Below are 14,462 nucleotides of genomic sequence, written 5' to 3' on the forward strand. Positions count from 1 at the left end.
CTCCTCTGACCAAGGTATATTTATCCCTAATCACACTGAGGAATAGACAGTGATGCTCAAAAGCAACAGAGGGTCTCTGAAGATAATCGCTCGATCGAACATGATGAGAGCTACTGGGGAAGTGGTTTCGCGATCGCCCCAGATGCACCGAGGATGTGTGTAAAGATGGCTGTACAAGCGGATATCACGCTGATATATCCGGTTGTTGGATATCTCCTTATTATGGGGGGAATCGGCGCTTGGGCATACAATAAAGCTGAGACAGCTGACGACTTTCTCTTGGCTGGCCGAAGCCTGGGTACAGCCATTGTTGCAGGGACGTTATTGGCAACCTGGATGGGCTCGGGAAGCATCACTGGGGGTGGCAATTCGATCGCGTATTCATTTGGACTCTGGCCCGCTGTCCTCCTTGGGACTGCTGCATTAGGTGGAATTCTCGTTCTTCGACTCCTCGCGCCGCGTATCCGGGGATACAATAAGTACACCATCCCAGAGATTCTCGAAGAAGGGCTCGGAAAGGAGGCAAAGGCAATCGGTCTCGTTGTGATTGCGGTCGCGTACGTGGGGATCGTGTCCTACCAGTTCATCGGGCTCGGATTTGTCCTGAACGTCACGACGGGGATTTCGGTTGAAACAGGGACGCTCATTGCTGCGGTGATGATTATCGGGCTGGCGATGCTCGGGGGTTTGTTATCCGTCGCATATACTGACGCGCTGAGCGCCTTCTTGATGGTCATCGGACTGCTGATCGGACTTCCGTTCATTCTCGCGAGCGCAGGCGGGTGGGAGACAATTACAGCGAGCGTTCCCCAAGAGTCTCTCGAACCACTTGGGTCGTTGAGCGCGCTCCAATTCCTCGGATATTGGGCACCAGTTGTCTTGCTGATTCTTGCAGATCAGAACATGTACCAGCGAATTGTCGCTGGCAAAAGCGATGAGGGAACGAATCGGGGCATGATTTGGTGGTTCGCCGGGGTAGCACTCGCGAGTGTAGTAATCCCCGTGATCGCGTTCGCAGCCCGCTCGATGTTCCCCAATATCGATCCCGGAATGGCAATGATCTCGATGACGACCGTGATTCCGCCATGGATCGGCGGTATTCTACTTGCTGCAGCGACTGCCTTTATCATCACAACTGGAAACTCCTACCTGCTCTCTGCGAGTACAAACGTCTCACAGGACCTGTATCGTGGATTTATTAACCCTGATGCCTCGGACCAGCGTGTCTTTTGGCTGACGCGCGTTGCCGTCGTCGTCCTCGGTGCGTTTGCATTTATTCTCGGTCAGTATTTCCCGACGATTCTTTCCATTCAAATCCTGGCCTACACGGCGTACGGTGCGACGATCACGCCCGCACTCTTTGCGATCTTTCTCATGCGAGATCAGGTGACGCGAATCGGAGGGATTGCAGGGATGGCTGTCGGATTTGGCGTGACGATCGCCTGGGATACGGTGCTTCAACAACCGTTCGACCTGAATGCAGTCATCGTCTCAGCCCCGCTTGCGGCACTCGTCATCGTGGGCGTCAGTCTGCTCACGAGTACTGAAAAGTCTAAAGCGAACGTGACTGATATCAAGTAGCGCGGCCAAGCGATACTCGCACCTCGGAGCGAGGTGCAGGCGTGTGACCTCCTCCCATGATCCAAGTCGTGGGCTTCCCACGCCCGTTTGCGCTGGGTTGGGAACGTACGTTTCCGACCCGACACGCCGATGGGAGTGCCACGCCCCCGGTACTCCTATCCTGTACAGGACTTGGAGGTACTTGGTTGTTTTACCTAACCGCAGGCGCTAAGGCCCCTTCCTCAACGACCGAGCGAAGCGAGGTCGTGGGGAGGGGCCTTAGCACCTCAATTCAGTTAAAAATCTCGACGGACAGTGGTGAGGGGTTCCTCAATACGGGATGTCCGACAAATCGCCGTCTTGGAAGTTGAGCCGTCGGGGTTCCCCGACGGTCACGTTCTCACGTGCTCTGAGTTCCGGGATGATCGGCTCGGAAACGAGGAGTGTTCCGGGCTCCATCGTATTGGGAATGCGAGCGATTCGCAACTCCTCGGGGTTCGGGGTACCCGTAATCGAAGGAGCCAACAGGAGGGCGCTAACGTCGTCTGGAACGATCAACGGAATCTTCGCACGCCGCGTCTCGCCGCTCGTTGCGATGTTGACGTACGTGTCGCCTAAATCAACGTCAGCGATGAGATCGCGGTGGACCAGATCTGCAAGCCCCATCCCGAGGGCGTTCCCGTGAGAGGGTGGAGTGAGCGAGCGCACGTAGATTCGCGTGTTGTCCGGGGTCTCCGGTTCCGCCTCACCTCGGAAGTAGGTTCGGCCGATGACGTTAGTGTCCATTCCGGTTCCACTTACCTCCTTTCCCAACTCGTCTACGATGAGCAGATCCAGGTCGTCGACGGGTAGCCGCGGCAGTTCCTCGTAGGCTCGCTCCAGCAACTCCGGTTCCCGATCGAGTATCTTCCCAGTCGGAACGCCCTCGACGTGTGCCGCTCGCTCTGCCGCGTTCTCGATCAGCGCCACACCGCCGACGACTGGCAGTTCGTCGAAGATGACGCGCGCTCGTTCTCGAATCTCCGCGCCCATGTCGCCGGTCAGCGCCGCGTTGTGCATCATCTCTGCACCCCTATGTTTTCCCATTCCGATGACCGCCATCTTGCAGAGACCGGACTCGATACGTGCGGAGAAGTCGGTGTGGGGCTTGACGCGATTGGCGATCAGAATCGCGTCCGCATCGGCGGCAAACCGGTCGGCGTACACGGGACTGCCGTCGTACTCGCCAACTTCGACGACGTCCATCGACGACTTGACGGGGCAGCCGAGCGATTTCTCGGTCATTCCGAGATCCGCGAGAACTCGTCGCTGGCCGTCGGCCGTGGCACCGCCGTGGCTCCCCATCGACGGGAAGACGAACGGCTCGTGTCCCCTGTCTTTCAGCTCGTCAACGACACCCTCGACCATCGCGGGGAAGTCGTGGATGCCGCGACTCCCGGCGGTGACTGCGACCTCTGCATCGGCCGGGAGCGACTCGATCGCCGGTAGATCGACGACGGCCTCTCGCCCCGCTTCCCGCACGTCTGGAACAGTGTCGATCTCCCAATCGACTGACGCCGGCGCGAACCGGGGCAGGTCGTCCACGGTCGCATCGTTTGCCGCTGCTAGTCGATCCGGGCTCGGAACGTCGAGTGGAATTTCGGTCATGGTGGACTTTGATCGGAGAGACGTGGTTCGTATTCGGCAGCATCGGTGTTACGGGTGATCACTTGTCTGCGCGGCCCGCCATCTCGACGGCGACTTTGACGGCGTCGATTAAACTCTGCTCGGAGGCAATTCCTTCGCCGGCGATGTCAAAGGCGGTTCCGTGGTCGACGCTCGTCCGGATGATCGGAAGCCCTATCGTCGTGTTCACTCCGGAGACCGCGTCGCCACCGGCGAACCCGAGCATCTTGATCGGGATGTGCCCCTGGTCATGATACATCGAAACGACGCAGTCGAACTCTCCGCGGGCCGCTCGGACGTACACTGTGTCAGGGGATTCGGGGCCAGTCGCGTCGATGCCTTCGTTGCGAGCGCGTTCGACCGCGGGTTCGATCCGTGCGCCGTCCTCGTTCCCCAACAAACCCCCGTCGCTGGCGTGAGGGTTTAGTCCGGCAACGCCGACCGACGGCGATGTGATGCCGAGATCACGCAGTGCGGCATCCGTCAGCCGAATCGTTTTCAAGACGTTCTCCGTCGTGACTCGGTCACAGGCCTCCCGCAACGAGACGTGAGTGCTCACGTGAGTCACGCGCAGTTCGTCTTCGACGAGCATCATCGAGTAGTCGTCCGTCTCGGTGTAATCCGCTAGCATACCGGTATGGCCGGCATAGTTACTGCCAGCGAGTTTCGTTGACTGCTTATTGATCGGTGCCGTGGTGATTGCGTCGATCTCGCTTGCTTGGGCGAGTTCGATAGCGCGTTCGATGTACTCGAGACTCGCCGCACCGTACTCCTTGCGAATCTCCCCGCGGACGAGCGTATCGACGTTATCTAAATCTAGAACAGGGATGCTTTCAGGAGCGAAACGCGCGTCCGCCACAGCGTTGACACGGTCGACGGACAGTGACCGCTCGCAGACGTCAATCGCGTCAGCGACGACGTCCGCGTCGCCGATGATGAGCGGACGGCTGAAACCGAGCACATCGGAATATGCCTTGACTATCACTTCTGAGCCGATGCCACCGGGATCGCCCATGGTAATCCCGACGACGGGGGGTTTCTCACACATCGTTTCGAACAAATGCGTCAAGACAGGTAATGATCGTCCTCTGCGTTCCGAATCCCCCCGCTTTCGTGACGATCGGCGTTCCTGCCGCGGAACCGTCCGCGAGGGTACCGATAGGGATTCCCACACCTATCGACGTTCCGGTCAGTGTGACGGCTGTTGCGTCGAGTGCTCGGATGACGGCGATTGCGACGTCGCCTCCCGTGAGGAAAAGCCCAGATGGTTCCTCTCTCTGAAGGGTACGCATCGCGGCCTCTCCTAGCATGGTTGCGACGCGCTCTTGGATTTCGTTAGGCGAGAGACCGCGCGCTTTCCCCGCCTCAACGGTTCGTTCGACCGATTCACGGTCTGTTGCCGCGGTCAAGACGGTGGCTCGGCTGGCTTGGAGTTGTTCGGCGGCTCGTCTCGCGACTTCGTCGACGCCATCCTCGGCCAAGAGTTCGACAGGATCGAGTTCTATCACGGTGTCGTCGGGGACGCGTTTGAGTTGAGAGAGTGTCGTTGCGTTCACACTCCCGACGATGCCCAGCGGGGAACCGTCCAACCGCTCCAGCGGGGAAGGCGAGTCGTTGCCGTCGGGGACGGAGATGTGCTCCGCCAACCCTCCGCTGCCGACGTAGAGAGCGTTGAATCCGTCGCTGGCGTCGGCAATCGTCGACAGGTGTTCGTCCGTACTGGCGTCACAGATGAGAATCGAGGGATGGTCGTTTCGAACGACCACGTCCGCCAGCACCGACGCCACGCGGTCGCTTCCCGCCTCGATAGTGGGCGTGTAGACATTCTGGACCGGTCGGTTGAGTCCCTCGAACAGGTCGGACAGCGACGACGATGACGGTCCCTTTTCGTCGTCTCCGTACTCCGTCTCGGCGACTGGCGTCCCGTCGACGTAGTGGACGCCGTCGTCCGTCGTCCGTCCAACAGCGGGAAACGCTGGAACGACCAGACCAATGGCGACATCCGACGCTGTGAGTGCTGCGTCAACCTCCTCAACGAGGTTCCCTCGAAGCGTCGAATCGACTTTCTTGTAGACGATCTCTGCGGTGATAGACGTCACACTCTCGGTGACGACGTCAACCGCCTGCTGTCTGTCGGCGTATCTGCTGTCGGTGTTGACTCCCAGTATCGCGGACTCTCGGACGTCCGGACTGGCATTCCGGTCGGACGCGGGGACCGCAAGAACGGACGTTCGGTAGCCGCGGGCGGCGAACCCGTGTGCAGTGTCCATCGCACCCGTGAGGTCGTCGGCGACAATAACGGCAGAGTGCATTGGAGACAACTATACCGTAAAGAGGTAAAATACCCCGTGAGGAACTGTCTAGTGGGGATCTCCTCGACTAGCGTGCGGTTGTTTAGTGTCCGGTTCGGTTAGCCGAAATTATGGTGGTAGACGAAACGACTCAGCCAGCGACGTATACTTAGCGGACTGCCCCACCAAAATGAATGAAAGCAGTCGATTCGCATCAATACCGTCTGAAACGGCTCTGGTGAATCGCCATACAGCGGTTGATTTGGATATGTTGCAGTACGCTTGATGTTATGAACGACACATTTCAAGACGAGCTCACAAAATTCTCGGTACCACGTCCGCGCTCGCACGGCGACGCCGTGCGTACGCTTTATCGACGAGAAGACGGTCTCACACATCGATTTCTGGCGGTAGCGAGGCCCATCGACCCGCGCGTTATGCACGTGGTCGATGGACCAGAAGATGCGATGTTTAATCAGCGGTCTCACACCTTCTTCCCGTAGTTTTTCGTGTAATTGCATCCAGTCGTAGCCTTTGTCGGCGGCGAGGCTGTGCAGGTCACCTGCGTTGCGGCAGGCGACCTGCCAGCCGAGTTGTGTGTCGTGGGTTTTCTCATTCGTACAATGAACTTCAAAAACAGCGTGCGTTTGAGTATCGACGTGAGCCGTCGCTTTGAGTGTCTGAACGCGGTAATTCGTGCGGCGGTAGTAGTGCTTGCTAGCGTTTTCGCGGTCGAAAAAAGTGGCATCAATGGCGGCGTGACCCGAGAGGTCGTGCAGCTCCGACTCTCGTCGGAGCTGCACTCGCCAGAGCTTCATATGAAGCCTATCAAACGCCTTAATCAGCGTTGAATGGTCAGGAAGATCGTCCTCTTCGAGGCCGATCTCGGCGAGAATATGCGGCATTTCGTTCAGCAGATCGAGGGCGTTGCGGTACGACTCATCGAGGTAAATCCGCAGACAGTGTATCGATACAAGAGCGTAGCCGGCGAAGTCGCCATCCCCTTCGGGGAGGCGACTTCGCCTCGGTCACCAACAACATTTTTAGCTAACGTGACCGCTTTGTTCGTGAAGCGGGAGATCTTTGACGTGAACTATCGCCGGTTTCCCGCTTCATCTTCCAAGTTCTAACGGTCGAACCCGACGCTGTTTAGTGATTCACCAGAGCCGAAATATAGGTAGAATGCGCCGACCAGCGCTTCTGTGAACTCGCGACCGCCACAGAGCGACAGAGAGGAGTCCTTGCACCCCGGCTAAGCGATTACGAGGATATTCGGTGTCTGATGGTTGATGCCGGCGCTCAGTCGTCGCCGGCCAAGGGGTCGGAGTCGTCATCGGCCAATTCGTCGGGCAATGTCGGTTCCTCATCGGGGTCTGCTCCGAGTGGTTGGACCTGGACGTTCGTCACTTTGTACCGCGGAATCTTGCTCGTGGGATCGAACTCCTCCTTAGTCAACTTGTTGATGGCCCCGTGGACAAAGTGCATGGGAATGAACAGCACGTCCGGTCCCGACGTCTCTTCGACGTTTGCCTTCACGATGATTTCACCTTGTTGGGACGCGACGCTGACGTATTCGCCGTCAATGACGCCAAGTGACTCGGCCGCCTCTGGGTGGATCGTGACGAAGCTCTCAGGAAAGTGTTGCATTGACGTCCGTACGCGTCGGGTCATCGACCCTGTGTGCCAGTGGTAGAGGACGCGCCCCGTGATGAGCGTGAACGGGTAGTCCTCAATCGGACGAGGGTACTCCTCTTCAGGTAACTCGGACGGGACGAACCGCGCCATTCCGTCGTCGAAGTTAAACTCCTCCTCGTACAGGTATGGGGTCCCGGGGTGGTCCTCGTCCCAGCACGGCCACTGGAGGCCGTTTTCCTTCTCCTCCAAGCGCTCGTAGGTCACGCCACCGTAAATGGGAGTTAGATCGTTGATCTCGTTCATTACGTCGGCGGGACTCTCGTACGCCCAGTCGAACCCCATTCGGTTGGCGAGATCTTGCAGGATGTCGGCATCCGTGCGAGCCTCGCCGGGGGACTCGGCGGCTGGTCGAACGAGTTGGATCCGCCGCTCGGTGTTCGTGATAGTGCCGTACTTCTCGGCGGCGGACGCTGCTGGCAACACTATGTCCGCGAACTTCGCCGTCTCGGTCATGAACAGTTCTTGGACGACGAGGAAGTCGAGCGCCTCCAATGCCTTCTCGGCGTGTTGGATTGCTGGCTCGGAAAGCGCAGGGTTTTCGCCGATGATATACATCGCGTGCAAGTCGGTGGTTTCGGGGGAGTATCCCTCTTCGGCGCTCGGATCCCCGGTGCCGCGCTCTTGTTCGCCGTCACTGGTGCGCTCAGTCCCTCCGTACGCATCACTTTCGTCGTTTTCTCCGGAGACGGTTTCTTCGACTCCTGGAATGGCGCTGAACATCTCGGTGACGCGGAGGCCGACTTGGTTCGGTGGACGGACCCCCCACGCGCCCTCGAACGTATCAAGCACGTCATCGTCGTCAATGGCTTGGTAGCCCGGCAGATTGTTGGGAATTGGTCCCATGTCGCCGCCACCGCCCTGCACGTTATTCTGACCTCGGAACGGCGACAGTCCGGAACGTGGCTTGCCGACGTGGCCACAGAGCAGTGCCAGGTTGGCGATGGCGAGCGCGTTGCGCGTTCCGTGAGAGTGCTGGGTCAGTCCCATCGCCCAGCCATAGACGCACGTTTCCGATTTCGCGATGGTCTCGGCCGCGCTTTTGAGTTCCCCCGGCGGAACGTCCGTTATTTCTTCGACCACATCGGGTGTGTACGGTTCGACGGCCTCCTCCAGCTCGTCGAAGTGTTTGACCCGTTCCTCGACGAACGCCTCGTCGTGAAGACCCTCCTCGATGATGTGTCGCATCATCCCGTTGAGCCAGGCGATGTCCGTGCCGGGTTTCGTCCGGGAGTATTGGTCGGCGTGCTCCGCAACGGTCATCTTTCGCGGGTCGAACACGAACAGGTCCGCACCGTCTCGGACGTTTTGAACGATGCGAGTCGCCAGTACCGGGTGGCTCTCGGTCGTGTTCGACCCGGTGATGAGATAGCAGTCGGCCCTACCGATGTCCTCGTTGATGCGATTCGTCATCGCACCGTAGCCGACCGTCTGCTTCAACGCGGCAACGGTCGAAGAGTGGCAGAGCCGAGTGCAGTTGTCGACGTGTGGCGTCTGTAATACTTGTCGCGCGAACTTCTGGGCGAGGAAGTTCTCTTCGTTCGTTCCCTTCGAGGAGGATGTCACCGCTAACGAGTCTGCACCGTACTCGTCGCGAATCTCGGTCAATCGTTCGACGATACGATCTAACGCTTCGTCCCACGTGGCCTCGCGGAACTCACCTTCTTCCTTGATCAGCGGTGTCGTCAGCCGGTTGTCGGAGTTGACGAACTCGTAGCCGAATTTTCCTTTCACGCAGGTCGAGAAATCGTTGGCAGGCGTCTGCCCCGGATCGGCCGGGCGGACGCCGAGTACTTCGTTTCCTTTCCCGTATAGTTTGAACCGGCAGCCAACTCCGCAGTACGTACAGGTGGTATCAGCTACCTTGATATTTCGTTTTCGACCACCGCTGACGACTTGTGCGGCATCGAAGAGTTGGCCGATAGTGAGCGACTCCTCGGCGATCTCTTCTGCGGTGTGTTCGACGGTCTTTAGCGCGCCGTCGGTCGCTCGCTTTGATAACTCCATCGTCTGCTGTTTCGCTTTCACCATGAACTCGGCGACCCCAGATCGTTCCTCCGCTTCCGCCCCCTGCCTGACGCTTTTGCCCTCGATTTCCGGCACGTCGCGGTTGGGCTCGGCAACCGTATCGGCCGTTTCGATTGGGGGTTTCTCATGTACTTTGCCGATGGAATTTTTTTGTGTGAACCCCGGCAACGGAATGGTCGTTGCATCCGCGAGCCCCTCCTCGACCAGCGAACCGGTTGGGCAGACGGTGACGCAGTGCCCGCAGGAAATACAGGTCGACTCGTCCATCGTCTCAGCCTCGGGTTTCTGGAAGTCAACGTGAATGTCGTCGGCGTTCCCAGACATCCGGAGCACACCCGCGACCTGAACATCGTTGCAGGCCTCGACACACCGATTACAGAGGATGCACTTATTGCGATCGATCTGGATGACCGACGTGTCGTCGATTGGAGCGTACGCGTCGCGGTCGCTGAACACACCGTACCGCGGCTTGTTAACTCCATGCTCGATCGAGACATCTTGAAGCTCACAGCGGCCGTTCTGTCCGCAGGTTGTACATCGCAGATTATGATTCGCGAGGACGAGGTCGAGATTGACGTCTCGAGCCTCCGCTGCGTCGGTGGCGTCGGTGCGTACGTTGAGGCCGTCCTTGGCCGGAAAGCTGCATGCAGGGACGACTCCGTGTTCGTCTGTTTCGACCATACAGGTTCGACACGTGCCGCGTGGTCCGATGTTGTCGGATTGTTCGGTGCCGCGGTCGTAGTAACACAGTGCCGGGACGTCGGATTCGGTGTCGACCGTCTCGAGGGCGTCAATGAGCGTCGCCCCGGGTGAGACGGCGACGGGATCACCATCGACCGTCACGGTCGTCATATCGTCGTTGTCGACCCCGACATCGGGGTCATTCGCAGTTCCCGTTCGGAAGTCCTCGGTCAGCGGCGTGCTCGGCCGCGGTTCGTCGATGTTTGGAACGCCGGGCGTCGCTTCGGTGGGACTGTGCTCAGTCGGTCCGGGGGTTTCGTCCATGCTCATGACTGGGTCACCTCGCAGGCTCCACTCGGGCAGCGACCGTCAGCGTGGGCCTCGAATTCTGTCTCAAACCGACTGAGGGCTGTTCCAACGCTGCGGGCAGTCGAGTGTCCGAAAGAACAGATACTCGAATGGTCCATTACGCGGGCGAGTTCGCGTACCATGTCGTCTTCATAGCTACCATCATAGACGTCGCGCAAGAGGGTGAGGAGTTGCTTCGACCCCTCGCGGCAGGGAAAGCAGCGGCCACAGTTCTCCTCACTCGCGAACCGCACGCGCTCGCCGACGGTCGCCACCACGCAATTGTTTTCGTTGAACACCTCAACCACGCCTTCGGTTCCAAGGTTAGCGTTCGTCAGTGCTAACGCGCTCACCGCGTAGTCGAGCGATCGGGTGAAGCCACCAAACTGGCCGCCGACACACGCCATTTTGAACCGCCCCTCTGCATCGACGGCGTCGCGGACGTCGGCCAGCGACCCGCCGGTCGGCAGCTCGACGGTTGCCGCCGCCTCTACGTCACCGGTGATGGTGAAAACTCGCGTTCCGGGATCGGCGTCGGCGGCGTCGTACGCGTCGGGATCGAGCAGTCCTGTACGCACTTGGGCGAACGTTCGCGGCGTATGCACGACTGTTGGTCGGCCGTACAGCCCGTGCCGTGCGGGGCCGGGCGGACGCAATCGCGCTTCTAACCGGTCGTTGCCCTCGAGCGCTTCGAGAGCCATGGTGAACTCCCCGGCGATGAATTCGTCCGGACCGGCGACGATCTGCGGTGTGTTCGCGCTCGCTGTGTTTGGTTCTTCACCGAGCGCGTCGGCGACAGAGAGTGCCGCACGCCGGACTCGGCGTCGAACGAGATCGTCAGCCTCGTTCGTGTAGACGACGACGTCACTCGGCTTTGCGCCGACGACGGCGGCGACAGCTAGCGCTCCGTCGAGCACCGTCGCTGGGGAACTACCGAGTAGCATACGATCGGTCTCGTTGCGACGGTCGCTCTCGTTGGCGTTCACCACCACGACTGGGTCGTCCGTCATTTTGTGCACGGTATCTAGGTCGGTGGCGATGGAACTATCTTGGCTGGCATCGCCTCGGCCGCGCCCGAGAATACCGATGTCCGTGAGCTGCGCCAGCGCCGCGTTTGGGTCCTCCCGCGCGAGTGCTGCAGCACTCGCGCGGGCGATAGTTCTGTCTAAGGGAGCCCAACCACATCTTTCTAATACATGCCGGGCCCCAACTGCGAGCGGCCCGTCGGGAGGCGTCGGTAGTGTCTTGGTATCGGGATCGTGTTCAACCACCCACACCGCGTCATTGGCTCCGATCTCGCCTGATTCGGCGCCTTCGACGAGCGAATGCGTGTGCTCGGGTGACGGACGAGAATGGTACGCCGTTCGCCCCCTGTAGGAGACAAGAACTAGCGGTTCGAGCGCGCGAGCACCGGTCGAACCGACTTCGAGCACAGTCACTCCGTCGGCGGCTGCTCGGGCGGCATCGAGGGCCTCCCCACCCCGTTCTGAGTGGAGTTTCTCTCCTTCGACAACCTCGCCACGCGGGGGCTCATTGCAACCAACTGTGATCCGGACAGTGGGCGATCCGCTCTCCGAATCGTTCGATTGAGTCATCTGGTGTACGCTTCGGCCACTACGTGCGAAAGCTTTGTGGCCTTATCAACATGTTAGTATTTTGATCAAGGCGGTGCGACCGGATGTACCGGGTCTGCCCCGAATCTGCGTTCCAGATTCGGTTCTCGATCGTTGCCCTTTTCTCTGGTTACCGTTTCGCACGTCGATACGACCGTGCGAGGGGGGCGCGCTTGCGCCACGCCCAGAAAATGGCTGCGCTGACCGCTGCGAAAAGCATGACCGCTACAACAAGAGTCCGACTATTGGTCGACTTCGCGTTTAGATTATCCATATTTTGATCACTACCCGACAGATGGTATGGGTTTGGGCTAATTTCTCGCTATTCAATAACCTACCGCTCGTGAACTACCCCGCCCTGCTCGGCCTTGTAGCCTCGCTGAGGACGGGGCTTCCGGTTTCAACGACGCGCTGTGCAGGAACCGCAACGGTTCCCGGAGGGAGCGCAGTCTCCGCAGGCATTGAATCGGGGAGAACCACCCCTTGATCTCGTCCATCATCCGGGCTTCCCGCTCGAAGTTGAGTTCCTCGAGAATGATGCGCTCGAAATCGTCCGCCATGTTTCGGAGCGAGAACTGCAAGCGCTCAAGGGCAAACAGCATTATTAGTGGGATGAGTCGGCGGATGATGCGAAGATCAGTCTCGATGAGAACTTTGATCTCGGGCCGCCGAACCTTCACGACGACCGGTTCACCCTGATACGTCGCTCGATAGACCTGCGCCAGTGATCCCCCCGCAATCGGTTCTGGATCGAAGTCCTCGTAGGAATGATAGCCGACATCATGTGCAAGAGCGGGGATCATCTCGCGATATGGGCCTGTCGGAACCGCATCCTGCAGCGTGACGAACTCCTCGGCGTACACCTGTGGGACGACATCGGGCCGGGTGGAGAGGACCTGCCCAATTTTCACGAACGCCGGCCCGAGATCAAGCAGTACGTCGCGAAGCCGGCGGGCACGTTGTGCGTGTGTGTCTCGAGAGATCTCACTTAGCTACTTGAAACGGCCTAGTGGAACGACTACACAGTTCTCAGAAGGCAGGACTGACGGACAGATCGTGAGCTGCCAGCATCACCTCACTGAGCTGGTTCGTCGGCCGGCGCCACCATGTCCTCAATACGGAGGATCAAGATGTTGCTCGTATCGTCGATTCCGTCGATCGTGCCTTCGACAACGAGTTGTGACAGCGGTGTCGGACCGACTGTCACCGCATCTCCCTCGTCAAAGTCGTGGAGTGAGCCTTGCACATGGATTTCAGCCCGGCATTGCTCAGGATGATGGACGCTCGAGAGGTCCACCTCCTGGACGTTCGCGCCATCAACTAGTTCATCATTATGAATCAGTGGGACTGACGCGGGCTCGTCCATCTGATCGATGTCGAGCGCCTCATATGCGTTCGTGGTCGGCTTGTAGCCGCCTTTCGGACCAGGTACTCCTTCGACTAGCTGCAACGCCTTCAGGCTCTGCATCTGATTGCGGATAGTGCCTGGATTTCGGTTCACCTCCTCGGCAATGTCCTCACCCTTCACCGCACTCTCTGTCTCACGGGACAGGTTGACGAGAGCGGTAAGAATCGTCCGTTGGCTTGGTGTCAAATCGATTGCTGACATGGGAGTATTTGTCTGCATATTGCCTTAAGTCCTAAGAATTCGCTCAATGAATGTTTTCGTGATCGGGTATTCCACGGAGCTAAATGTTCAATTGAGGATATCTGATGGGAAGGAAAACTATATCTTGCCCCTTACGATTGATCGCCGGTCCAACTTCTACACAACCACCGAGTCTGGACTTCACGCCCTGCACAAATGGATCTGCTGGAAACGCCAACGCTCTTGTGAAGCACATTATCGGTGATTCAAAGAACTGCTCGAACGATGTGTTTGAGAGCTTCTCGACCTGGTTTGCGGAGGATTTGTCGCCGGAGCTGGAACGATCTGAGATACGCGGTCAGTTTGTCCTTTGAGACGTCTCGATGTGGCGAGAGCCACCGTCGCGCCAGCGACGAGTGGCTCTCGCAGGTATTCACGTGCGCGTCTCCATCAACGTACTCGCCATCTCCGTGAATCACTGCTTCTCGCTGGAAGTTTTCAGCAGTTTCAAGCGGCTCATAGGCACGAAATCCATCCGTATAGACGATGAGCGACTCCTCCTCGTCGACCACGAGGAGGAGTCGCACAGTCAATTCATCAGCGGATTTTGCCGGGACGACGTATCGCTGATCGCTCCCACGATCAACGAGCGTGAAGACTGGCGGTTTGTCCTCGGTGTACGTTCTTCGTCCACGCTTCGAGAGACCACGCGAACGCGATAGATCCGACGAACGGAAAATGCGGCACGACACGATTGTGTTTGATAGAGGTACCAGCTGCAAAGACCAGATTCACATCCTCCTCGCACCGGTTGTCGGTAAAGCCAGGGGCGGCACCTGCGAGAGAGAACGTGATGAACCTCATCGGGCAGGGGCGAGACTCTAGCCGCATGAATACCTCCTACTCTTGACCTAGTGTCAAAATATATTATTTATTATTTTTCTATTGCTAAGACGTTATGAATCAAGAAGTAAGTACGTCAGATACCTCAGAAAC

Annotated in this window: 8 protein-coding genes and 2 pseudogenes; 1 reads left to right on the top strand and 9 read right to left on the bottom strand. The window is 58.6% G+C overall.

From position 1 onward, the window contains the following. Nucleotides 1-165: 165 nt before the first annotated feature. A complete protein-coding gene (locus C3L37_RS18945; protein WP_129116139.1) occupies nucleotides 166-1,581 on the top strand; it encodes a sodium:solute symporter family protein in 1,416 nt (471 codons plus the stop codon). Between the two features lie 309 nt (nucleotides 1,582-1,890). On the opposite strand, the gene C3L37_RS18950 is transcribed toward C3L37_RS18945, so the two are convergent. From C3L37_RS18950 to C3L37_RS18990, 9 genes and pseudogenes are all read right to left on the bottom strand, one after another. Next, the gene (locus C3L37_RS18950) at nucleotides 1,891-3,207 is read right to left on the bottom strand and encodes a DUF362 domain-containing protein (RefSeq protein ID WP_228546362.1); all 1,317 of its coding nucleotides are present in this window, start codon (nucleotides 3,205-3,207) and stop codon (nucleotides 1,891-1,893) included. Nucleotides 3,208-3,265: 58 nt separating this feature from the next. After that, nucleotides 3,266-4,273 carry a 4-hydroxythreonine-4-phosphate dehydrogenase PdxA gene (gene pdxA / locus C3L37_RS18955; RefSeq protein WP_129116140.1) on the bottom strand — a complete coding sequence of 336 codons (1,008 nt, stop codon included), beginning with the start codon at nucleotides 4,271-4,273 and terminating at the stop codon, nucleotides 3,266-3,268. Beyond that, nucleotides 4,266-5,537 carry a four-carbon acid sugar kinase family protein gene (locus C3L37_RS18960; RefSeq protein WP_129116141.1) on the bottom strand — a complete coding sequence of 424 codons (1,272 nt, stop codon included), beginning with the start codon at nucleotides 5,535-5,537 and terminating at the stop codon, nucleotides 4,266-4,268. Before C3L37_RS18960 ends, pdxA begins: the two co-directional genes overlap by 8 nt. Nucleotides 5,538-5,791: 254 nt before the next feature. Continuing rightward, nucleotides 5,792-6,597, bottom strand: a pseudogene (locus tag C3L37_RS18965) (IS5 family transposase); the annotation flags it as partial. A 218-nt stretch (nucleotides 6,598-6,815) separates the two neighbouring features. Continuing rightward, nucleotides 6,816-10,247, bottom strand: a complete 3,432-nt coding sequence (locus C3L37_RS18970; RefSeq protein ID WP_129116142.1) for a molybdopterin-dependent oxidoreductase — start codon at nucleotides 10,245-10,247, stop codon at nucleotides 6,816-6,818. Beyond that, the gene (locus C3L37_RS18975; RefSeq protein ID WP_129116143.1) at nucleotides 10,244-11,860 is read right to left on the bottom strand and encodes an NADH-ubiquinone oxidoreductase-F iron-sulfur binding region domain-containing protein; all 1,617 of its coding nucleotides are present in this window, start codon (nucleotides 11,858-11,860) and stop codon (nucleotides 10,244-10,246) included. The genes C3L37_RS18970 and C3L37_RS18975 overlap by 4 nt, the downstream gene beginning before the upstream one ends. A gap of 344 nt (nucleotides 11,861-12,204) precedes the next feature. Further along, nucleotides 12,205-12,789, bottom strand: coding sequence for an AarF/UbiB family protein (locus tag C3L37_RS18980; protein ID WP_129116144.1), 585 nt, complete (start codon nucleotides 12,787-12,789; stop codon nucleotides 12,205-12,207). 164 nt (nucleotides 12,790-12,953) lie between these two features. Further along, a complete protein-coding gene (locus C3L37_RS18985; RefSeq protein ID WP_129116145.1) occupies nucleotides 12,954-13,487 on the bottom strand; it encodes an Rrf2 family transcriptional regulator in 534 nt (177 codons plus the stop codon). A 245-nt stretch (nucleotides 13,488-13,732) separates the two neighbouring features. Further along, nucleotides 13,733-14,185, bottom strand: a pseudogene (locus tag C3L37_RS18990) (IS1595 family transposase); the annotation flags it as partial. Between the last annotated feature and the right edge of the window lie 277 nt (nucleotides 14,186-14,462).

Origin of the sequence: Halegenticoccus tardaugens (assembly GCF_004116405.1) — an archaeon.
Lineage (GTDB): Archaea > Halobacteriota > Halobacteria > Halobacteriales > Haloferacaceae > Halegenticoccus > Halegenticoccus tardaugens.